We start from the raw sequence: 20,425 nt of genomic DNA, 5'->3' as shown, positions 1-20,425 counted from the left end.
CCGCATCGCGAGGCGGAACCGGAAGCGCGCCATCTGCGGGTGGGGCCGCTCCAGTTGGCGCTGGGCGACGGCCCGGCCGGGGGACTCGATGACGAGGTCGTGCGGGCTGCGGTTGAGCGTGGAGTAGGTCGCGAAGGCCCCTTCGGCGACCGCCGTACGCAGGCGCTCGCCGACCTCGACCGTCGCGGCGCGCTGCTCCTCGTTCGCGGTCCCGGCCGCTGTCCGCGCGCACAGGCGCTCCAGCGCTGAGGCACCCGGTGATCTGGAGGGCCTCCTCGACCGAGACCACCCTGACCCGGGCGCCCCGGTTCGGCACCGGCCCACTGGCCCACCGGCCCACCGGCCCACCAGGTCGTCGGAGGCGAGGTCGAGCAGCGCCTCGCGCACGAAGCCGCGGGTTGCCCCCGGCCGGTCGGCCGGGTCCTGCTCCACCAGGCTTTGCCCCGGCATGAGTTCGCCAACCCACAGGGCGCTTCGGATCTGGGCGCCGACGTGGCGCCGCGCGGCCGCCTTCTTTCTTCGCGTGCTGGTCACCTGTCGCCGCTTCCTCTCTCATGGGTCCCGCTCTCATGGGTCCCGCGCGGCCCGCGGCCCCGGCCCGCAGGCCCCAGGTCGACACCCGTGGATCGCTCAGCCAGTTGCCGACTTTACCGTTGGCAATATTGTCAGCAATATGATGGACGACTAGCATGCGGAGTGCGACACGACAGACGAACGCCCGCCCCCAGCAGCCTTCACGACCAGCGAGGAGAGGCCGCGTTGATCATCGACTGCCACGGCCACTACACGACCGCTCCCGTCGCACTGGGCGAGTGGCGCGAGCGCCAGATCCGGGCCCTGGCCGGCTCCGGTGAGCCGCCGCGGCCCTCCGACCTTCGGATCGGCGACGACGAGATCCGCGCGACCATCGAGGCCAACCAGCTGCGGCGAATGGACGAGCGCGGCATCGACCTGACGGTCTTCTCCCCGCGTGCCTCGTTCATGGCCCACCACATCGGCGACTTCGCCGTGTCGGAGGCATGGGCGCGGTGCTGCAACGACCTGTGCGCCCGTGTCGCCGAGCTGTTCCCCGACCGCTTCGCGCCCGCCGCGATGCTGCCGCAGTCACCCGGGGCCGCCCCGGCCGGCTGCGTCCCCGAACTCGTCCGCGCGGTCGAGGAGTTGGGCGCCGTCGCGGTCAACCTCAACCCCGACCCCTCCGGCGGCCACTGGACGGCGCCGCCGCTGACCGACCGCTCCTGGTACCCGCTCTACGAGAAGATCGTCGAACTCGACGTACCGGTGATGGTGCACGTGAGCACCAGCGACAACCCCGCGTTCCACACCACCGGCGCGCACTACCTCAACGCCGGCACCACCGCCGTCATGCAGCTGATCCAGGGCGACCTGTTCGCCGACTTCCCCACGCTGCGGCTGGTCATCCCGCACGGCGGCGGCGCGGTCCCGTACCACTGGGGCCGCTTCCGCGGCCTGGCCCAGGCGCTCGGCCGGCCGGAGCCGGCCGAACACCTCCTGGGCAACGTCCACTTCGACACCTGCGTCTACCACCAGCCGGGCATCGACCTGCTGTTGAAGGTGATCCCGCACGCCAACGTGCTCTTCGCCTCGGAGATGATCGGCGCGGTCCGCGGCATCGACCCGGACACCGGGCACCACTTCGACGACACCCGCCGCTACGTCGAGCGGGCGGGCCTGTCTGCCGCGGACCTCGCGGCGATCACCGAGGGCAACGCCCGACTCGTCTATCCCCGGCTCGACGCGCGCCTGCGCGCGGCAGGACGTTGAGCCGCGCCCCGGCCCGACGGCACGTCAGGCCGGCCCGTGACAGAAATGCGTCACCGAGCCACGGGTGAAAGGAAGAAGCATGCGAGAACTCGGCGTCGTCCACACGTCGATCGATCGAGCGAGCCGATCCCGGGGCCGTGGCGCGGCTGTCCGCGCCGGGCGTGGCGACCGTGCACGAGGCGATGGGCCGGCACGGCCTGACGCACCCCTCCCTCCGCCCGATCCACCCCGGCGCCCGCCTGTGCGGCACCGCGCTGACGGTGCCGAGGCACAACACATCCCGATCTGCCGGCAGATGACCGTCGAGGGAATTCCCGCGCTGAGCCGCGCACGTGAACGCCTCCCGCGCACCCGCGCGCTGCTCGACCACCGCGCGCGCCCCGACCTGTCCGACGGCGCGCCGTACCGGCGGTCCGGGGCGCTGTCCGAGCTCGCCGACTTCGCCGGCTTGCCTCTGCAACCGAGCCGCCGGGCGAGCGGCGCCGCCCGGCACGGCGCTTCCACGGTGCCGGACTTCCTGGCCGCGCTGCTGTCCGCAGCCGGCTCCGCGCGTCTGATGTGGGGTTCCGGCTTCCCCGCAGCGGAGGGCGAGCCGGCCGGTCCGCCCGGCCCGGCTCGTGAGTCGCCGGCGATCCTGCCGGCCGCGGACGCCGAGGCCGTCTTCGGCGGCACCGCCGAGCGCTGCTCCTGGGTCGCGCGGACGAGGACGAAGGAGAACGGCGATGCGTGAGGTCCGGCTGCGTACCGCGCTGGGCGCCCACCCCATCGGCGACCTGCTGCGCGCGGGCACGTTCACCGATCCTGCCGTCGGCCTGGACTTCGTCCAAGTGGCGCCGATCCACCGGGCGTTCGCGCCGATGGTGCGCGAGCAGGCGTACGACGTCAGCGAACTGGCCGTCGTCACCGCACTACAGGCGATCGCCCACGGCCACCCGATCGCGGTGCTGCCCGTCGTGGTGGCCGCGCGGTTCCAGCGCGGATACCTGATCGCGCACCGCTCGCGGCCGATCACCGACCCGACCGGGCTGCGCGGCCGCCGGATCGGCGTGCGCTCCTACACCCAGACCACCGGGATGTGGGTGCGCGGCCACCTCGCCGAGGACTTCGGGCTGGCCGCCGAGGAGTCGCACTGGGTCACCCAGGACGAGGCGCACGTCCCTGAGTACGACGACCCGCGGTTCGTGGAGCGCACGCTGTCCGGCAGCCTCGTCGAGGCACTGCGCTCCGGCGAGGTCGACGCGGCGGTCCTCGGCAACGACCTTCCCGGCGGGGAGGAGTTCGTCCCCGTGATCGACCGGGCCGCCGAGCGGGACCGGGCGTGGTGCGCCGCCCACGGATACGCCCCGGTCAACCACCTCGTGGCCGTCTCGACGGCGACCCTGGAGCGCGAGCCGGCGGCCGTGCGCGGCGCGTACGCGCTGCTGTGCCGGGCGGAGGAGGCCGCCGCGGGTCAGGCCGCCGCCGGGCAGGCCGCGGCCGGGCAGGCCGCCGCCGGGCGGGCGCCGGCTCACCCGGCCGACGAGCCACGGCTCACGATGTCGGGCCTGGAACGGCTGAACCGCCCGATCGAGGAGATCGCCGCCGCCTGCCTCGCCCAGGGACTGCTGCCCCGCCCGCTCGGCGCCGACGAGGTCTTCGAGCCGTTCCGCCGCCTGCTGGGCGCCCCACCGGCCGGGACCTGACCCGGCCACGTCCGCCGAGGCGGCGGCGCGTCCTCCCCGACCCGAACGGCTCCGCGTCGACCGTGTGCGCCCACCACCGGACGGCGGCACCCGACAACTGGACGGCGGTGCCCGGTGATCCGCGCCGGGCCGACCAGGGGAGGCCGTCCACGGTCCGGCTTCAGCAGTCGAACACCCACCAGCAGATGTCGTTGCGCAGCCGCTGGTCATCGAGGACGAGCTCGCGGATCGCGTCCGGGAGCCGGTCGCGCTGCCACCGGCACTCGACTCGTCCCGCGGCCTCGCTCTCGCCTTCCGGTGCCGCCGCACGTGCGGCCTTGATCGCGTAGGCGGCCGCGCCGAGCTCGTGCGCGGCGACGTGGGCGACCACCCCGGCCTGGCCGGCGGCGTACGCGGCGTGCCGGGGCGCCCCACGCAGATCCCTGGCCGCCCCCATCGCGTGCCCGCCCGCCGCGCGGGCCCGCATCATCCCGACCTCGCCACGTACCCAGGCCCGGGCGTGCTCGATCGCCTGGCGCGGTCGCGGGTCGTCGGGCCGGGCCGACTCGAAGAGGCCGAGGACGTGCTCCGCGCAGGCGGCGGCCCACAGCGCGAGGAGGCGGTGATCCGCGTCGGTGAGCGTCCCACCACGGCGGATCGTCACGAAGCGGGGGTCGCGGACCTTCGGGAGGATCACGACGTGCCCTCCCCCCTGTCCGCATCGGCGCCGCTCGCTTCGACGGGCCCTGGTGGCCGGTCAACCGCCTGGCGCAGGGAACGGTCCAGAGCGCCCATCAGCCGGGCGACGCGACTGCTGCCGCCCGGCGCGGGCGGGTAGCGGCACAGCACATCGATGAGCATCGGTGTCGCAAGCCGCCGCGACCGTTCCAGCAGGGCGTCTCCGATCGCGGGATCACCACCCGCCGCCACCTCCCCGATCCGCGCGGCGCTCGCGCCGGCCCGCAGGATGTGGCCGACCTGGCCGGCCTGGGCGATGGGGTGCAGGTACGCGGCCGATGCGGCGTCACCGGCGGATCGCGCGGCCAGGCGCGCGGCTTCGGAGGGCGCGGACCGGGCGGCCCGATGAGCGTCGATGGAGGCGACGCGCTGCAGTTTCGTCCGGCCGGCACCGTTGATGAACACCCAGGCCGCCTCGATCGCCGCACGGGGGCGTGGATCATCGGGAACGGCCTGCTCGAAGACCGGCAGGACGTCCTCCGCGTGCCGCACCACGTAACGCGCCACGACGCGCAGTTCGTCCATCGTGAGATCGAAGTCCCCGGACACGGTGTGCGTGCTCTGCGCCATGGCCCCGAAGCGTAACCCTGACCGCACCGGCGCCACGGTTCCGTCGAGCGGCTCCCGTCCGGCCAGGCGGCCCACGGCCGGGAGCGGCGGAAGGAGATCCGGTGCTCCGAGGCGGGGCCGCCGGCGGCCGGCGGTGGGCGGTTCGGGCACCCACCCCATGACCCGGCTGTTACGAGACGGTGACGAGGCGTCCACAACGCAATCGTGCGATCGGCCGTCTTATCCGGTGAGACCACACCAACGGCACTTATCACGCCTTTGGTTGATACCGCGAAGTTTCACAAGGGAACGGACAGACTCATGGTCATCACCAAGCGGAACTCCCTGCGCGTCGCCGCCCTCGGAGCCCTCACCGCGGCCTCCCTCGCCGTGGCCGGCACCGCGATGGCGGCCACCCCGGCCGCGCACGCCGCGCCTCCGGCCGCCGCGCAGTCGGCGGCGCCTGCCAAGGCCGCCATCACCGCCACGCCGTCGGTCACCTCGGTCGCCGCCTGGAAGCTGTTCCGGGTCACGGGCAAGACCACCGGTCTGAAGGCCGGCAGCAAGGTGACGCTCCAGCAGAAGCAGCACGGCAAGTGGGTTTCCCTGCCCGCCTCCGCGCCCATCACCCGCAGCGGCTCCTACTCCCTGGGCGTCGAACTCGGCCTGAAGGGCAAGAACGACCTGCGCATCGTCAGCGGCAGCACGGCCTCCCCGGTGTTCCACGTCACCGTCCGCTAGAAAGCCCGCGCCGGGGCCGCCCGCGGCGGTCGAGAAGGGGACCCCGGACCGGGTCCCGACCCACCGGGCACCCGATTACGCGCCGGGCCCGGCGGCACTTGAGGTGCCGCCGGGCCCGGCCGGCGCCGTCCCGGTGGGACGGCGGGTGTCAACTGCCGGAAGGGGTCAGGACGTTCCCGCCGCGGCACCGGCCGCGATGAGCTTGCGGTTGATGTCCCGAACCGGCCCGGGCTCGACCTTGACGACCTCGCGGTCGTAGGTGATCAGCCCGTTCAACTCGCCTTCGACGTCGCTGAGTTGCGTGTACACCGAGCCGGACAGGTTGCCGGCCGCGGCGGTCAGCAACTGGCTGGTGTTGTCGACGTAGTCCTGGGTCAGCTCCGCGATGGTCGAGGCGTCGCCACCGTAGTTCTGGCCGCCGGAGACCCCCAGGATGTGGCCGGGCACGTTCAGCGAGTACCCGCCGTGCTCGCCGTCCACGGCGGCCCGGGTCGCGTCCGGGGACGGGAACGCGGGACCGTGGTACACGTGGTAGTCGATCAGGTCGCCCTTGCCCGAGTCGCCCTGCGAGGCACAGCAGTTGACGCCGGACGCGGCATCGACCAGCCGGCTCGGGTCCTGCTGCTTGATCGAGTCGGCCAGCGCGCCGGTGGCCTCCTTGGACTGCTCGCCCCAACCCTCGTTCATCATGGTCCAGACGATGATGGACGGGTCGCTGAGGTGCTGGTCCACGATCTCGTGCGCCTGGTCGCTGAACGCCTTGTCGCTGGCCTCGCTCGCGCCGGGCCCGACGTTGCGGCTCGGCATGTCCTGCCAGACCATCACGCCGAGCTTGTCGGCCCAGTAGTACCAGCGCGCGGGCTCGACCTTGATGTGCTTGCGCACCGTGTTGAAGCCGAGCTGCTTGTCCAGCTCCAGGTCGGACTTGAGGGCCGCGTCGGTCGGCGCGGTGTAGATGCCGTCCGGCCAGAAGCCTTGGTCCAGGTTGGCCAGCAGGTAGGTCGGCTTGCCGTTCAGCTCCACCTTGTTCACGCCGCCGACCTTGGCGACGGACACCGACCGCATGCCGAAGTACGAGCCCACCGAGTCGTACGAAAGGCCGTCGGTGAGAGAGACCTTGAGGTTGTACAGGTACGGGTGGTCGGGGCTCCACAGCTCCGGGTGCGGCACGTGCAGCGTCAGCTTCCCGCCCACGGTGCCGATGACCGTGCCCACCGGCTTGCCGCCCGCGTACGCGGTGGCGTTCACCAGGGACCACGCGGGGGTGCCGGCGGACGGGCGCACGGTGACGGACAGCGTGTCGTCGGACAGGTTCGGCGTCAGGACCAGCGAGTCGATGCTCGCCTTGGCCACCGGCTCCATCCAGACGGTCTGCCAGATGCCGGAGGACGGGGTGTACCAGATGCCGCTGGGGTCGCTCGACTGCTTGCCGGTCGGCGTGTTGGGGTCGATGGTGTCCTTGACCTTCAACGTGAGGGTCTGCGGCCCGCGTCCGGCCAGCGCGTCGGTGACGTCGGCGGTGAACGCCTCGTAGCCGCCGACGTGGTGGGCGACCTGCTTGCCGTTGACGTAGACCCACGCCTCGTAGTCCACCGCGCCGAAGTTGAGGTTCAGCCGGTTGCCCGAGCCGACCCGCCAGTTCCGCGGAACGGTGAACGTGCGCTGGTACAGCGACCAGTCGTGGTGCTCGGCGACGCCGGACAGCGGCGCCTCCATCGGATACGGCACCAGGATCGACCCGCTCAGCTTGCCGTTCGGCAGCGCGGCGTTCTCGGCGGTGCCCTGGAACTGCCAGGTGCCGTTGAGGTTCTGCCACTTGTCACGGGTCATCTGCGGCCGGGGGTAGTCCGGGAGCGCGTTCTCGGGGCTGACGTCCTTGGCCCACTTGGTGGCGAAGTACCAGGTGGAGTTGTTGGTCGCCAGGCCGGAGAAGAGCGGGACCGGGCCCGCGGCGGTGGCCAGGCCGCCCTGCCCGTCGTAGCTGATCCGGACCTTCGCCTTCAGCGCGGCGGGGATGTCGGACTTCCCCGCGGTCAGCAGCAGTTGTGACCTGTCGGCGGGGTTGACAACGATGTCGGGCGTCCACCGACTGCTGCCCGCGATGACCGCCAGGTGCTTGCCGAGGTCGGACGGCAGCGAGCTGACCGCTCCGGGCAGTTGCACGGTCGCGCTCTTGCCCGAGGACGTGACCGCGGCGTCGACGGTGGGTGCGGTGAAGCCGGCCGGCAGGTGCAGCGCGGAGTCGGGGATCGCCTGCCGGGTGATCCCGGGGCCCGACCACTCGGTGGTGATGTACGCGCCGCCGTCGCCCTGGTTGTAGTCGAACGCCAGGGTGTGCGGGCCGGCGGTCAGCGTGATCGGCTCGGACTGCGTCTGGACGTCCCAGTCGGTCGTCCAGTGGTCGATCACGCTCGACCCGTCGAGCGACATGCGGAAGCCGTTGTCGCCCTTGATGTAGAACGTGTACGTGCCGCCGGCCGGGACGTCGAGCTGGCCCGTCCAGTGCGCGGCGACGTTCAGGGTCGAACCGGCGTAGTCGCGCAGGGTGGGCAGCAGGTCGGGGACGTTGAGGGAGTTCTCGACGCCGGTGCTGCTGTACTGCGCGAAGTCCAGCGACGTGGCGTCGGAGCTGAGGTAGTAGTCCGCGCGCAGGCCCTGCGGGGTGTCGGCGACGGGCGCCGCGGACCGGGCGGCGGACGCCGGTTCCGCGGCGCCCGCGGTGGTCGGGACGAGCAGTGCCGCGCCCAGCAGCAGCGGTACCAGGGCGGCGAATCGGCGTCGGTGCGGTGGGCGGAATCTGCCTGATCTCACTGCGGATACACCTCTCCGTGGGAGAACTCGGCGTCCAGGGAACGGCGGAGGAACGGCGGAGGGATATGCCGCCACCGCCATCTTTCCAACGTTGGAAAAGTGGACGGTAGGAATGAAAGCAGGGTGGTGGGGCGGCGTCTACCCCCTGTGCAATGACTGCGCAAAGTCGTTTTGGTGCCGTTTGCTGCGGTGATCCACGGCTCGCGGCAGGGAACGCGAAATCGAATTCGGCGCAGTTGTCGCCCTTGCCGAATGTGGCGACGTCGTGTCCTTCGGCGGCTTCGGGCCACTTCGGCGCACTTCGGCGCACTTCGGCGCCCTTCGGTGAGCGGAAGGGCGCCGAAGGCGAGGTGCCTCATGCGGCGAGGACGGGCGCCGTGGCGGCCGTCAGCCGTCGATGGTCTTCCAGAAGCCGCACTGGTGTTCCTGGGCGAGATCGACCGGTTCCGTCTTCCCCGGTTGCAGCGACTGGACGTGTCGGCCGGTTCCGAATCGGGGCCAGGGCGCCGTGCCCTGGCCGTTCGGGTCGCCCGTGTAGGCGAACCGGGCCCAGTAGCGCACCATCGTGTCCGCGAGTCGGTGCTGGGCGGGAGTGGCCGGACCGGGGAGCTGCTCGTCGTCGAAGAGATACTCCAGCTCGCTGCCGTGGAACGCCCCGGTGGGGAAATCGGGTTTCTTGAGGGTGTCGAACCAGGGAGCTTCGGCGTCGTCGAACTCGTAGGCGTAGGTCGGCACGTGCCGGTCCAGGGCCAGGTCCCGGTCGAGGACCGTGCACCCCCAGGCCCAGTCGGTGACGACGGCGGACAGCGCCTCGCCGGGGGAGTGGAAGTGGTCGGCGGGGTAGCGGGCCAGGACACGGGCCGCGTCGCCCGGGGTGAAGAGGGCCCGGATCTGCTGCCGGTAGCCGGCGTCGGTCGTCGTCTGGCCGGTCGCGGCTTCGATGGCCGCGGTGAACAGGCGGTGTTCGTCCCGGGTGGTTCCCTGGATGACGGGGACCCGGTTGAAGTGGCCGGTGGCGAAAGCCTGTTCCGGGCTCACGGGCAGTACGCCGCCGCCGACCGCCGGTCCGGACCCGAGCCCGTAGTCGGACCACTTGACGAGTTCGTCCACGGGTACGGCGCGGAGGCAGGCCGCTGCTGTCCGGCGGTCGGAGCAGCCGACCTTGGCCGCCAGGTCGAGCCCGTGCCGCTCGCGCTCCGCGCGCGGCAGCGGGAACCAGGTCGCCGGACCCGGTGACCATTTTCGTCCCGTGCACTGGGCGCTTTGCAGGATCGCCTTCTGGAAGAGGCCCGCTGACCCCGGCGCCACGAGATGCGCGCAGACACTGGTACCGCCGGCCGACTCGCCGAAGAGCGTGACGTTCGCCGGGTCGCCGCCGAATGCCGCCGCGTTGCGCCGCACCCACCGCAACGCGGCCTGCTGGTCCTCCAGGCCGAAGTTGCCCGACAGGTGCTTGGCCGGGCCGTGGTCGAGCGCGGGATGGTCGAGGAATCCGAAGACGCCGAGCCGGTAGTTGAAGCTGACCACGATCACCTTGCCCGTGGCGGCCAGGCGCTGCGCGTCGTAAAGGCTCCCGGCGCCGTTGATGAAGCCGTTGCCGTGAATCCACACCATCACCGGCAGGCTGCGGGCGCTGCCGCGCGCCGGCGTGGTGACGTTCAGATAGAGGCAGTCCTCACTGCTGCTCTGCTGGTCGATGAGCCCCGCTGCCTGTGCGCAGCGGTTGCCGGGTTCGGTGGCGTTCCGCACGCCGGACCAGGACGCGGCCGGCTGGGGCGAGGCCCAGCGCAGCCGCCCGACCGGCGGGGCGGCGTAAGGAATCCCCTGGAACATCCGGGTGTCCGTGCCGAGGCGGCCTTCGACCAAGCCGGTGTCCGTCCTGACCACGGTGGCGGGACCGGCTGGGACACCCCCGGCGCGATGGGCAGCCTGCGAGCATCCGGCCGCGCCGATGACCATGGCGCCGCAGAGCAGAGCGGTCAGCAGGGACCGTAAACGCGACCGCAGGGAGGTCCGCGACCTGCCATGGCCCGGTGAGAGGTCCTGCTCGATGGGCCGGCCGGTGGGTTGGTCGGTGGGCGGGTCGGTGGGCGGGTCGGTGGGCTCGCCGGTGGGATTCATCGACGTTCTCCTCCTCAAACTAGTTCGTGTGGGGTCCACACTAATATAAAGTGTGAGGCACCCACGAAGTCAATGCCCTGCGGACGAGACACGGAGACGGGCCCGATGCCGACAAGTGACGATGAGCGGCTGCCACCTGGCCTCGCCCTGGCGTGGGGGCTGACCGCCAAGACGGGGCGGCTGGGCCGGAAGCCCTCGCAGAGTGTCGAGGGAATCGTCGAAGCGGCCGTCGCGCTGGCCGACGCGGAAGGCTTCGCGGCCCTGTCCATGCCGAACATCGCCAAGCGGGTGGGGCTCAGCGCCAACGCGGTCTACCGGTATGTCAGTTCGCGGGACGAACTGCTGGTGCTCGTCGCCGAGACCGCGTGGGGCCCGGCGCCGGACCTGGAAACCGGCACGGAGCTGGCAACCGGTACGGACCTGGAAACCGGCACGGACCGGTGGCGGGCCGCGGCCGCCAGGTGGACCAGGGCGATGATCGAGCGATGCGACACCCATCCGTGGCTGCCCGACCTGCCCATCCGCGGGGCGCCCGCGACCCCGAACCTGCTGCGCTGGACGGAAGTACTGCTGGAAGCGCTCACCGGCGCCGGGCTGAGCACCGCCGAATCGCTAGGGTGCGCGCTGCTGCTCGACGGCTACGCGCGGCGCATCGCCAGTGCCCGCCGCGACGTGCGCAACAGCAGTGCGGCGCCGGTCCAATCGGCCGCCGTGGCGCAGTTCCTTCAACCGCTCCTGCATGAGCACGGATATCCCATTCTGGCGGCCATGATGACGGACAACGCATACGACGATGCCATCGGCGACGACGACGTGGACTTCGGCCTGACCCGAATCCTGGACGGAATCGAGGTCCTGATCGCTCGACGTACGAAGGGCCGCTGAACCGCGGCTTGTCCAGCGGGAATGCGGCCCTCCGACCGCCGGTGCGGCCACGCACGCGGTCTGCTGACGGCCGCGAAGATGCCCCCCGGCAGCGGGCCGGGGCGCGGCAACCTCCTCCAGGAGGGCGGCCGGGGCGACTTCCTGGTCCACGTCGAGGTGCGCGACTGAGCACACCCTGAGCCCTTTCCGATCTGCCCGGGCCGACCGCGCAACGTAGCCCGCGCGTTCACGCCGTGGCGCCGGCAACTGCGCATTCGCCGGGCCGCCGAGGCGGGCGTAGCGTGGAGCATACGTTCGGAAAGCCGCGATGAGGATTCCTCAGCGTGAGGAGCTGACGCGTATGAGTAAGAACTCCCAGGTGAAGGGCCACCACGGTCTGGGTGCGCGAGGACAGGGAAAGCTGCTCTACTTCCACACCCAGATCGCGCATGTGGTTCGGGAGTCGAAAGACCAGATTCTCGACAAACGTCACCGCCCGCACGATCACCGCCAGCCCAACGGCCACTGGACGTCGTGACTCGCCATGGCTCACATATCTGATCTGACACCCGAAATCCTGGCCGCCCTGCGCACCCCGAGGCCGTATCCCGCGATCACCCTGGCCATGCCGACCGAGCGGGACTTCCCGTTCGGCGAGAAGGACCGCATCATGCTGCGTGACCTCACCATCGAGGCCAAGCGGCAACTGGCGGAAGATCCGGACGTGGAGCGGGGCGCGGCGCTGGAACTGCGGGACCGCATGCTGGTTCCTGACGTGATCGAGGACGCCACCGATCCGGTCCGCGCCCACGACGCGCTGGTGATCTATGTGACGCCGGGGGAGGACGTCCAGGTGTGGCAACTGACGTCGCCCGTCACACCGCGCGTGGAGTTCGCCACGGTGTTCCTGACTCGTTACCTCGTGGCCGCCGAGCAGCGCTCGCAGCCCTACCTGGTCCTCGTCCTCGATCAGGAGATGTGCCGGCTGTACAGAGGGTCGGACCGGCAGTTGGTGGAGGTGAAGGAGCACGGCTTCCCCGACTCGCCGCAGATCCCTTCCCCTGAGGATTCCCTGCCCGGGCCCATTCCCCACTCGGCGCCTTACGAGGGACACGGCGAGCGGGTCAAGCAGTATCTGCGGACCGTCGACGCCCGGCTGAAGCCGGTGATGAAGGAGTACAACGGGGCGCCGCTGTTCGTCATCGGCAGCGACAAGATGCTCTCGGCGTTCAAGGGACTCAACGGCCACGCGCACCTGATCGCCGGCGCGTTGCCGCTGACCGGCATGAACACGCGTCCGGCCGCGGAGGTGGCGGAGCGGTGCGAGCCGCTCCTCGCGGACTTCCACGCCCGGCAGGTCGCGGAAGCCGTCGCGGAACTGGACGCGGCACGCGCACAGGACAAGTACGCGAGCGGAGCGCCGCAGGTGTGGACCGCGGTCGCCGACAAACGGGTACGCCGACTGCTCGTGGAGGAGAGCCTGGTGCTCGCGGGCAGGGTCGGCGGCGACGGGCGGGAACTGGAGGTCGTGCCGTTCCCCGAACCGGTGACGCTGCCGGAGCCGAAGCCGGATGTCGAGCCGCCGGCCCGCGCGTCCGGCGTGGCTACCGACATCGTCGAACAACTGGTGGAGAACGCCATGTTGGCGGAGTCCCGGGTGATGTTCGTACCCGACGGAACGCTCCCCGACGGTGTGGCGGCGGTGCTGCGCTACTGACCGCCGCGGGCGGTGAAAGCCGGCCCCGCGCCGCGGCCGACCAGGGCCGAGGCCGGGTCGCGGCGGGGCGAGCCCCGACGGCTCCGACCCCGTGAGCCTCAGCCCGGAGACGCCGGACGGCACGACCGGGCGGACCAGCCTGGTCAAGCGGGACCGCCGGGAGCCGCCCCCGAGCCGCCGCGGCCTGAACCGCCCTGTTCAGCGCGCCGCGTGCCGCCGGGTCCCCGGAGGACCGGGCGAACGTTCCGAGGGTGCACGCGAAGGACCCGGGCCGGAGTGGAGGCCGGCCCGGGCCAGGAGCACGGCGGCGGGAGCCAGCCGGGGATCAGCGGTGCCGCGTGCTCAGCACGCCCCGCTCAACTCGGCAGGTTCCACTGCTGAGCGGCGGTGCCGTTGCAGTCGTAGATGTCGAACTGGGTGCCGGGCGTGGTACTGGCCGCCGGGACGTCGAGGCACTTGCCCGACGCCGGGTTGCGCAGCGCCTTGCTCGACGCGGTGTACGACCAGGTCTGGGCCCCGGTGCCGTTGCAGGTGAAGAGGTCGACCTGGGTCTTGTCGGCCGTGCCCGCGGCGAGCACGTCGAGGCACTTGCCGAGCGAGCGGAGCGTGCCGTCAGAACCCACCGTCCACTGCTGCGCGTCGGTGCCGTTGCAGGTGTAGGTCTGCACGGGGGTGCGGTCGGCGTTCGACGCGGCCTTCACGTCGACGCACAGGTCGGAGATGCCGGTGACCTGACCGGTCGGGCCGGAGACACCGGCGGCGGGTGAGACCCAGGACTGGCCCGCTGTGCCGTTGCAGGTGTAGAGCTGGAGCTGGGTGCCGTCGGTGGTCGAGCCCTTCGGGTCGTCGAGGCACTTGCCGGACGCGGGGTTCACCAGTGAGCCGTCGGAGCCGTCGTGCCAGACCTGCGCGCCGGAGCCGTTGCAGTCGTAGATCTGGATGAGCGTGCCGTCCGTGGTGCCGGCGGCCTTGGCGTCCAGGCACTTGCCGGCGGCCCTGAGCGTCCCGTCGGCGAGGTGGCTCCAGGACTGGCCGCTGGTGCCGTTGCACGTGTAGATGTCGACCTTGGAGCCGTTGGTGTTGTCGTCGGCGCCCAGGTCGAGACACTTGCCGCCCTGGCCGATGAGCGGGGTGGTGGGCACGCCGGCAGTCGAAGGCGAGATCGTCCACACGAACGAGGTGGTCGCGGAGGCGCCGTTGCCGTCCTTGGCCGTCACGTCGACGGTCGTGGTGCCGGCTCTGGTCGGGGTGCCGGTGATGGTGCCGGCGTCGGAGATCTTCAGACCGGCGGGGAGCCCGGTGGCGCTGAACGTCGGGGTCTGGCCGCTGGTGGAGTCCTTCGCGGTGACCGGTACGGAGACCGCGGCGCCTGCGATGGTGGCCTGCGGCCCGGGGTTGGTGACGGTCACCGGCTGGCCGAGCTGGCCCGAGGTGACGTTCAGGGTGCCGGTCAGCGGGATGTCGGCCGCCGAATCGCCGACGCGGATGCCGTAGGCGCCGGTGTCCGTGGTCCAGTTGTTCGACCCGGTGTTCCAGTGCCGCAGGTTCTGCTCGGTGACGGGGAAGCTGACGGTGGTACTGGCACCGGCCGCCAGGGTGACCTTGCGGAAGCCCTGGAGCTGCTTGGACGGTTCCCCGGACGCGGCCGGGTCAACGATGTAGAGCTGGGCGACATCGGAGCCGGCGCGGCTGCCGGTGTTGGTCACCTTCGCCGTGACGGTGGCGGAGCCGCCCTTGGTCAGCGAGCCCACGCTGAGGTCGCTGAAGCTGAAGGACGTGTACGACAGGCCGAAGCCGAAGGGGAACAGGGGGGTCTGCTTGGTGGCGTCGTAGTGGCGGTAGCCGACCTGCAGGCCCTCGGAGTACTGCACCTTGTTGTCGGCGCCGGGCCACTGCGCCGCGCTGTTCGCCGGCACCTGGTCGAGCGAGGTCGGGAAGGTCACCGGCAGGTGGCCGGAGGGGTCGACGTCACCGAACAGCAGGTCGGCGATGGCGTTGCCGTCCTCCTGGCCGGGATACCAGGCCTCGAAGACGCCGGAGACCGAGGACAGCCACGGCATGGTGACCGCCGAGCCGGTGTTCAGCACCACGACGGTGTGCGGGTTGGCCTTGGCCACCGCGGAGATCAGCGAGTTGTCGGAAGCGGCGAGGTCGATGTTCGCCAGGTCGCCGCCCTCGCTCTCGGACTTGCTGACGAAGACCACGGCCACGTCGGCCTTGGAGGCTGCCGTCGCCGCCGAACTGGATGACGAGCCGCTGTCGTAGCTGACCTGCACGCCGCTGCCGGCGCGGGAGGTGATGCCGGAGAGCGGGCTGACCACGCTGCCCGCCTTGACGGACGCGCTGCCGCCGCCGGCGCTGCGCACGCTGGTGGAGGCGTCCGCGCCGATCACGGCGATGGACTTCGTGGCGGAGGTCAGCGGCAGCTGGTTGCCGGAGTTCTTCAACAGCACGGTGCCCTGCTCGGCGATCTGCCGGGCGGTGGCGGTGTGCGCCGAGGATGTCACCGTCGCGCGCGGTGAGCCGGCCGGGACGTTGTCGAAGAGGCCGAAGCCGAACATCTGGGTCAGGATGCGGCGGACCGCGGTGTCGATCGTCGACTTGCCGACCTGGCCGTTGGAGACGGCGGACTGCAGCGCGCTGCCGTAGTAGCCGTCGTCTCCCGGCATGTCCTGGTCCAGGCCGGCGTTCGCCGCCGCGGCTGTCGTGTGGAGGGCGCCCCAGTCTGACGTGATGAACGCGTCGGAGCCGAACTGCTGGTGCACGACACCGTTCATGATGTCCGGGTTCTGGCAGGCGTCGGTGCCGTTGATCGTGCTGTAGGAGCACATGACCGACGAGGCCGCGCCGGTGCCGACCGACTCGGCGAACGCGGGCAGGTAGATCTCCTGCAACGTGCGCTGGTCGACGATCACGTTGTCGCTGGGGGTGTTGCGGTGGGTCTCCTGGTTGTAGGCGGCCAGGTGCTTGACCTGTGCCATCTCGCCGGCCGACTGCACACCGCGGATCTCCGACGCGCCGAGGACGCCGTTGAAGTACGGGTCCTCGCCGATCGATTCGAAGGCCCGGCCCCAGCGCGGGTCGCGCACGATGTTGATCGTCGGCCCGAGGTCGACGTCGGTGCCCTTGGCGGCTTCCTCGGCGCCGACCACCTTGCCGTAGTCGGCTTCCGCGGCGGTGTCCCAGGTGGCGGCCGCGCTCACCGGCGCGGGCAGCTGGGTCACACCGGTCATGCCGTCGGCGACGCCGGCCGGGCCGTCCTCCAGGTTCACGGCGGGGATGCACAGCGAGCCGATCGCCGGGGTCTCACCGACGAAGCTGGACCCCTTGCCGCCGGTCATCATGGAGATTTCCTGGGTCAGGCTCATCCGGCCGAGCAGTTGGTTGACGCGGCTGCTGACCGGGGCGTTCGAACCGACCCAGGGGCATGCGCTCGACGCGGCGGGGGCGGCGTCCGCACGCGTCTGGGCGGAGGCCGGGACTTCGGCCGCCACGAGTCCGGCGGCGCCGAGACTCAGAGCGGTCATGGCGATGAGCACCTTGGCTCTCACACCTGGTAGGTGAGGCATGGGCATGGGGGGACATCTCCTTTTGGTGTGGCGGGAGTCGATGGCTGGAGGTGCGCTCGGACCATGTGTCCTCGACCGCCCCGCGGCCCGCGCCCGCCGGCGCCGGCCGGCGGGCGCGAGCGCGCGGGTGGCGGGGCCAGCCGGCGGGTCCAGCGCTCAGTGGTAGGACCAGGACCACTTCTGGTTGGCGTCGCCGTTGCACGTCCACAGTTGCAGCGGAGTGCCGTTGGCGGTCTTCGCGCCGGTCGCGTCCAGGCACAGGCCGGACTTCTGGGCGACGATGGTCCCGTTGCTCTTGACGGTCCACTTCTGGGCGTCGCCGCCGTCGCAGTTCCACAACTCCACCTTGGTACCGGGGGTGGTGTTGCCGTTGTAGGCGTCGAGGCAGTCGGTGGCGCCCATGGTGCGCAGCTCACCGGAGTCGGTCAGGGAGAACTCCTGGTTGATGCCGCCGTTGCAGTCCCAGAGCTGCTCCTTGGTGCCGTTGAAGTAGACGTTGCCGCCGTCGGCGTCGACGCACTTGCCGGACTGGGCACCGACCAGTTCGCCGGTGCCGCCCGTCCCGGAGGTGGGAACCGCGGAGATGAGGGCGACGCCGCCGGCGGCCACGCTGGTGGTGTAGGTGCTGACGGTGCCGAGCGGCTTGTCGTCGTTGATCATGTCGGTGATCTTCGCCGAGCCGGTGAGGCCGAGTCGGGCCAGCGGAAGGCTGAAGGTGTGGCTGGCCGAGGTGTCGGTGTTGAACACCCCGACGTACCAGGTGCCGTTCTTCTCGCGCTTGGCGAAGACCTGTTCGTTGCCGCTCTTGACCACCCGGGCGGCGGGGATGCCGTCCTGGTCGATCGCGATGAGCCGCTTGTTGGTCAGCAGTGCCTTGTCGCCCGGGTCGAGGTTGGTGAGGTCGGCGCCGAGCATGTACTGCGAGCTCGCCAGCGCCCACAGCGCCATGTTCGTCTGGCGCTCCGGCGGGGTGATGCCGTCGTTGTCGCCGTTGCCGACGCCGAAGGAGTCGAGGTCGTTCCACCCGCCCTTGCCCGCGTTGGGCTGGGCGTCGGCCGCGTCGTCGAACCGCTTGGACAGGTTGCTCCAGCTGGTGAGCGGGAAGCTGGAGCCCTTCGGGCTGGCGCCGATGTCGCCGTCGATCCGCCAGGAGTTGGCCAGCGACGACCAGGTGGGGCCGTCAGAGGCGGACAGGCTGGCGGAGAGGTTCAGCGCGATCGGGCGGCCGGTCTGCTTGAGTGCCTTCGACCACGCCGTGACGTCCGAGGTCTTGGACGGGCCGACCCCGTCCAGCTTCACGTAGTCCACCCCCCAGCTGGCGAACTCGTCGGCCCAGGAGTTGATGAAGTCCTGGGCTCCGGGCTTGCCGTAGTCGATGTTCCGCATCCCCTTGCAGTTGAAGTTGCTCGCGGACGAGCTCTCGGCGATCTGGTCGGCGGTGTAGGACGTGCCCTTGATCTGGGTCTTCTTCGACACCGCCTGGGCGGAGACGCCCGGGGTCACGTAGATCCCGAACTTCAGGCCCTTGCTGTGCACGTAGTTCGCCAGCACCTGCATGCCGTCGGTGGAACCGCTGTCGGGGAAGAGCGAGGTGTCGGTCACCCAGCGGCCGTAGGAGTCGACGTCCGGACCCTGGCTGCCCGGGCACTTGTACCAGAAGTCGTCCATGTTGGCGTAGACGTAGCCGGAGTCCTTCAGGCCGCTCGACACCAGGGCGTCGACCTGGGCCTTGAACTTGGCCGCCGAGGGGTCCCGTTGCAGGAATCCCCAGTCGCTCCACCCCATCAGCGGCGCGTTGACGGCGATGCCGTTGTCCGATGCCTCGGCCTTGGGCCCCAGCGCCTGGGGCGCCGCCAGTCCGATGCTGACGGCGGCTGCCAGCACGGGCACGGTCCATCGTTTTCTCATCTGTCCTCCACTGGGGCGGATGCGCATGTTCTGCCGCGTGTCCGGGGTCACTTGAGGGTCCACTGCTGGTTGTCGCCGCCGTTGCAGGTCCACAGCTCCAGGGCCGCGCCGTTGGGGTTGGTGGTGCCGGTGACATCGAGGCAGAGTCCGGACTGGACGCCGGTGATGGTGCCGTTGCTGTTCATGTTCCACTGCTGGTTGGTCTGGCCGTTGCAGTCGAACATCTCGACGGGCGTGCCGGCCTTGGTCTCGTTGTTGTAGGCGTCGAAGCACTTGCCTTCGAGCTTGAGGCTCTTGTTGGAGGAGGTGTGGACGACGTTCTGGTTGGGGGCGCCGTTGCAGTCCCACACCTCGAGTGGGGTGGTGTTGTAGGTGGTGCCCTGCGGGGAGTCGGCGCAGCGGCCGGACAGCTTGCTGACCAGGGGTGTGCCGATGGTGCCGTGTCCGGCGGCGGGGGTGACCTTCAGCAGGCGGGAGCCGTGGCTGGGCAGGGAGGCGGTGAAGGAGTTGGTGGAGGTGCCCAGGTCGGTGTGGCTCCAGTCGTCGTGGACGGTGGCGCTGCCGGTGAAGCCGAGGTCGGAGAAGGTGGCGGTGACGTCGGCGGTGGAGCCGGAGAGGTTGAACAGGCCGACGGTGTAGGTGCCGTCGCCGTTGTAGGCCCACCAGGTCTGCTGCTGTGCGCCCTGGACGACGGGGTGGGCGGGGTGGCCGGCGCGGTCGACGCCGAGGACCTCGTCATTGGTCAGCAGCGACAGGTCGGTGGAGTCCATGTGGGTCAGGTCGGTACCCAGGACCAGCGGGGCGGCGGAGATGGACCACAGGGTCATCTCGCTGCGGCGCTCGTCCACGGTCAGGCCGTCGCTGGAGCCGTTGCCGACGTCCACGGAGTCCGGGTCGCCCCAGCCGCCGGAGCCGTCGTAGGCGACCCAGGCGGGCAGGTCGTTGAAGCGCTTGGAGACGTTGGACCAGTTCGTCAGGGTGCTGCAGTAGCACTCGACGTCGCCGTCGATGCGCCAGCCGTTGGAGTTCGCCTTCCACACGGCGGCGTTCTTGACGTCCAGGGAGTTGGACAGCTGGAAGTGGATGGTGCGGCCGGACTGCTTCAGCGCGGTGGACCAGTGCTGGACGTCCGCGGTGTCGTCCGGCCCGACGCCGTCCATCTTGAGGTAGTCCACGCCGTAGGAGGCGAGCAGGTCGGCCCACGAGTCGAGGTAGGCCTGTGCGGCGGCGGGGTTCTTGCTGTAGTCGATGAAGTACATCGACCCGTCACCGAAGTTGTAGTTCTTCTCGTAGTGCGACGTGTCGGAGACGATGTCCCGCGCGTGGTAGGACGTGCCGGCGATCGGGGTGTTCTGGTTGTACGCGGCCACCGGTATGCCCGGGGTCAGGTACATCCCGAACTTCTCGCCCTTGCCGTGCACGTAGTCCCCGACCGCCTTCATGCCGTGCGGGAACTTGCTGGTGTCGATCACCCAGCGCCCGTTGGCGTCCACGGTCTGGCTGGGGTTGAGGTAGTAGAAGTCGTCGATGTTGACGTAGGTGAATCCGTGCCCGACCAGGCCGGTGGAGGCCATCGCGGCGGCCTGCGCCTCGATGTTCGCCTCCGTCGGGTTCTTGCGGATGAAGCTCCAACTGCTCCAGCCGGACTGGGGCGTGAGCGCGGCACCGTTGGACTCCGCGTGGGCGGGGGGAGCGGCGGAGATCGCCGTTCCGTACAGCAGGGAGGCCAGCAGTGCGGCCACGGCGAGCAGGCACCACCAGGCATGGCGCCGGAGGTCGCCCGCGCCGGGCGGCGGGAGCGGAATCGATGACGTCATGAGCAGTCCTTCATGTTTGTTGTGGGGGTCGGTTCGAGCTGCACGCCACCGGTTGGGTGGGGCCGGCGAACCGCAACGCGATCAGCAGCAGCGCCAAGGACGCGGTGTGGATGACGGGGATCGCGTCGGACGCGGGTACGCCGT

14 protein-coding genes and 2 pseudogenes are annotated in these 20,425 nt (G+C 70.8%); 8 read left to right on the top strand and 8 right to left on the bottom strand.

All coding sequences use genetic code 11. The features are described from left to right. Positions 1 to 6: 6 nt before the first annotated feature. Positions 7 to 534 (bottom strand): annotated as a pseudogene (locus OG896_RS40390) (GntR family transcriptional regulator); the annotation flags it as partial. A 225-nt stretch (positions 535 to 759) separates the two neighbouring features. Here OG896_RS40390 and OG896_RS02180 point away from each other — a divergent pair. From OG896_RS02180 to OG896_RS02165, 4 genes and pseudogenes are all read left to right on the top strand, one after another. Further along, positions 760 to 1,785, top strand: coding sequence for an amidohydrolase family protein (locus OG896_RS02180; RefSeq protein WP_329361837.1), 1,026 nt, complete (start codon positions 760 to 762; stop codon positions 1,783 to 1,785). A 79-nt stretch (positions 1,786 to 1,864) separates the two neighbouring features. After that, positions 1,865 to 2,048: pseudogene (locus OG896_RS02175) on the top strand (4-carboxy-4-hydroxy-2-oxoadipate aldolase/oxaloacetate decarboxylase); the annotation flags it as partial. 32 nt (positions 2,049 to 2,080) lie between these two features. After that, positions 2,081 to 2,515: an amidohydrolase family protein gene (locus OG896_RS02170; protein ID WP_329361835.1), complete on the top strand. Its 435-nt coding sequence runs from the start codon at positions 2,081 to 2,083 to the stop codon at positions 2,513 to 2,515. Continuing rightward, a complete protein-coding gene (locus OG896_RS02165) occupies positions 2,508 to 3,467 on the top strand; it encodes a PhnD/SsuA/transferrin family substrate-binding protein (protein ID WP_329361833.1) in 960 nt (319 codons plus the stop codon). The genes OG896_RS02170 and OG896_RS02165 overlap by 8 nt, the downstream gene beginning before the upstream one ends. 160 nt (positions 3,468 to 3,627) lie before the next feature. On the opposite strand, the gene OG896_RS02160 is transcribed toward OG896_RS02165, so the two are convergent. Together OG896_RS02160 and OG896_RS02155 are read right to left on the bottom strand one after the other, a co-directional pair. Then, positions 3,628 to 4,143, bottom strand: a complete 516-nt coding sequence (locus tag OG896_RS02160; RefSeq protein ID WP_329361831.1) for a putative immunity protein — start codon at positions 4,141 to 4,143, stop codon at positions 3,628 to 3,630. Beyond that, positions 4,140 to 4,754, bottom strand: a complete 615-nt coding sequence (locus tag OG896_RS02155; RefSeq protein WP_329361829.1) for a putative immunity protein — start codon at positions 4,752 to 4,754, stop codon at positions 4,140 to 4,142. Before OG896_RS02155 ends, OG896_RS02160 begins: the two co-directional genes overlap by 4 nt. Before the next feature lie 300 nt (positions 4,755 to 5,054). Between OG896_RS02155 and OG896_RS02150 the strand changes: the two genes are divergently transcribed. Beyond that, the gene (locus OG896_RS02150) at positions 5,055 to 5,474 is read left to right on the top strand and encodes a hypothetical protein (RefSeq protein ID WP_329361827.1); all 420 of its coding nucleotides are present in this window, start codon (positions 5,055 to 5,057) and stop codon (positions 5,472 to 5,474) included. A 165-nt stretch (positions 5,475 to 5,639) separates the two neighbouring features. Here the strand turns inward: OG896_RS02150 and OG896_RS02145 are convergent, their stop codons facing one another. Both OG896_RS02145 and OG896_RS02140 read right to left on the bottom strand, forming a co-directional pair. Next, the gene (locus OG896_RS02145) at positions 5,640 to 8,285 is read right to left on the bottom strand and encodes a PA14 domain-containing protein (RefSeq protein WP_329361825.1); all 2,646 of its coding nucleotides are present in this window, start codon (positions 8,283 to 8,285) and stop codon (positions 5,640 to 5,642) included. Between the two features lie 387 nt (positions 8,286 to 8,672). Beyond that, complete coding sequence (locus OG896_RS02140) at positions 8,673 to 10,406, bottom strand: carboxylesterase/lipase family protein (RefSeq protein ID WP_329361823.1); 1,734 nt, start codon at positions 10,404 to 10,406, stop codon at positions 8,673 to 8,675. A 105-nt stretch (positions 10,407 to 10,511) separates the two neighbouring features. On the opposite strand from OG896_RS02140, the gene OG896_RS02135 reads away from it, so the two are divergent. From OG896_RS02135 to OG896_RS02125, 3 genes are all read left to right on the top strand, one after another. Then, entirely contained in the window at positions 10,512 to 11,291 is a 780-nt protein-coding gene (locus OG896_RS02135; protein WP_329361821.1) for a TetR/AcrR family transcriptional regulator, read from the top strand. 340 nt (positions 11,292 to 11,631) lie between these two features. Then, positions 11,632 to 11,808, top strand: coding sequence for a hypothetical protein (locus OG896_RS02130; protein ID WP_328472913.1), 177 nt, complete (start codon positions 11,632 to 11,634; stop codon positions 11,806 to 11,808). A gap of 6 nt (positions 11,809 to 11,814) precedes the next feature. Further along, positions 11,815 to 12,987: a baeRF3 domain-containing protein gene (locus OG896_RS02125; protein ID WP_329361818.1), complete on the top strand. Its 1,173-nt coding sequence runs from the start codon at positions 11,815 to 11,817 to the stop codon at positions 12,985 to 12,987. A 356-nt stretch (positions 12,988 to 13,343) separates the two neighbouring features. Here OG896_RS02125 and OG896_RS02120 read toward each other — a convergent pair whose 3' ends face one another. The 3 genes from OG896_RS02120 to OG896_RS02110 all read right to left on the bottom strand — a co-directional run bounded on the left by OG896_RS02120 (position 13,344) and on the right by OG896_RS02110 (position 20,281). Continuing rightward, the gene (locus OG896_RS02120; RefSeq protein ID WP_329361816.1) at positions 13,344 to 16,514 is read right to left on the bottom strand and encodes a glycoside hydrolase family 3 C-terminal domain-containing protein; all 3,171 of its coding nucleotides are present in this window, start codon (positions 16,512 to 16,514) and stop codon (positions 13,344 to 13,346) included. Between the two features lie 198 nt (positions 16,515 to 16,712). Further along, a complete protein-coding gene (locus tag OG896_RS02115; RefSeq protein WP_329361814.1) occupies positions 16,713 to 18,464 on the bottom strand; it encodes a glycoside hydrolase family 27 protein in 1,752 nt (583 codons plus the stop codon). A 47-nt stretch (positions 18,465 to 18,511) separates the two neighbouring features. After that, positions 18,512 to 20,281 (bottom strand): glycoside hydrolase family 27 protein, encoded by a 1,770-nt coding sequence (locus OG896_RS02110; protein ID WP_329361812.1) that lies wholly within the window; start codon positions 20,279 to 20,281, stop codon positions 18,512 to 18,514. Positions 20,282 to 20,425 lie beyond the last annotated feature (144 nt).

Source organism: Streptomyces sp. NBC_00669 (assembly GCF_036226785.1).
GTDB lineage: Bacteria > Actinomycetota > Actinomycetes > Streptomycetales > Streptomycetaceae > Actinacidiphila.
This window is presented reverse-complemented; position numbering and strand designations above follow the sequence as displayed.

Excerpts from the sequence above, each read along its gene's own strand:
- OG896_RS02165 (WP_329361833.1), top strand. The coding sequence starts at position 2,508 with ATGCGTGAGGTCCGGCTGCGTACCGCGCTGGGCGCCCACCCCATCGGC.
- OG896_RS02120 (WP_329361816.1), bottom strand. The coding sequence starts at position 16,514 with ATGACCGCTCTGAGTCTCGGCGCCGCCGGACTCGTGGCGGCCGAAGTC.
- OG896_RS02130 (WP_328472913.1), top strand. The coding sequence starts at position 11,632 with ATGAGTAAGAACTCCCAGGTGAAGGGCCACCACGGTCTGGGTGCGCGA.
- OG896_RS02170 (WP_329361835.1), top strand. The coding sequence starts at position 2,081 with ATGACCGTCGAGGGAATTCCCGCGCTGAGCCGCGCACGTGAACGCCTC.
- OG896_RS02150 (WP_329361827.1), top strand. The coding sequence starts at position 5,055 with ATGGTCATCACCAAGCGGAACTCCCTGCGCGTCGCCGCCCTCGGAGCC.
- OG896_RS02155 (WP_329361829.1), bottom strand. The coding sequence starts at position 4,754 with ATGGCGCAGAGCACGCACACCGTGTCCGGGGACTTCGATCTCACGATG.
- OG896_RS02115 (WP_329361814.1), bottom strand. The coding sequence starts at position 18,464 with ATGAGAAAACGATGGACCGTGCCCGTGCTGGCAGCCGCCGTCAGCATC.
- OG896_RS02135 (WP_329361821.1), top strand. The coding sequence starts at position 10,512 with ATGCCGACAAGTGACGATGAGCGGCTGCCACCTGGCCTCGCCCTGGCG.
- OG896_RS02125 (WP_329361818.1), top strand. The coding sequence starts at position 11,815 with ATGGCTCACATATCTGATCTGACACCCGAAATCCTGGCCGCCCTGCGC.
- OG896_RS02110 (WP_329361812.1), bottom strand. The coding sequence starts at position 20,281 with ATGACGTCATCGATTCCGCTCCCGCCGCCCGGCGCGGGCGACCTCCGG.
- OG896_RS02140 (WP_329361823.1), bottom strand. The coding sequence starts at position 10,406 with ATGAATCCCACCGGCGAGCCCACCGACCCGCCCACCGACCCGCCCACC.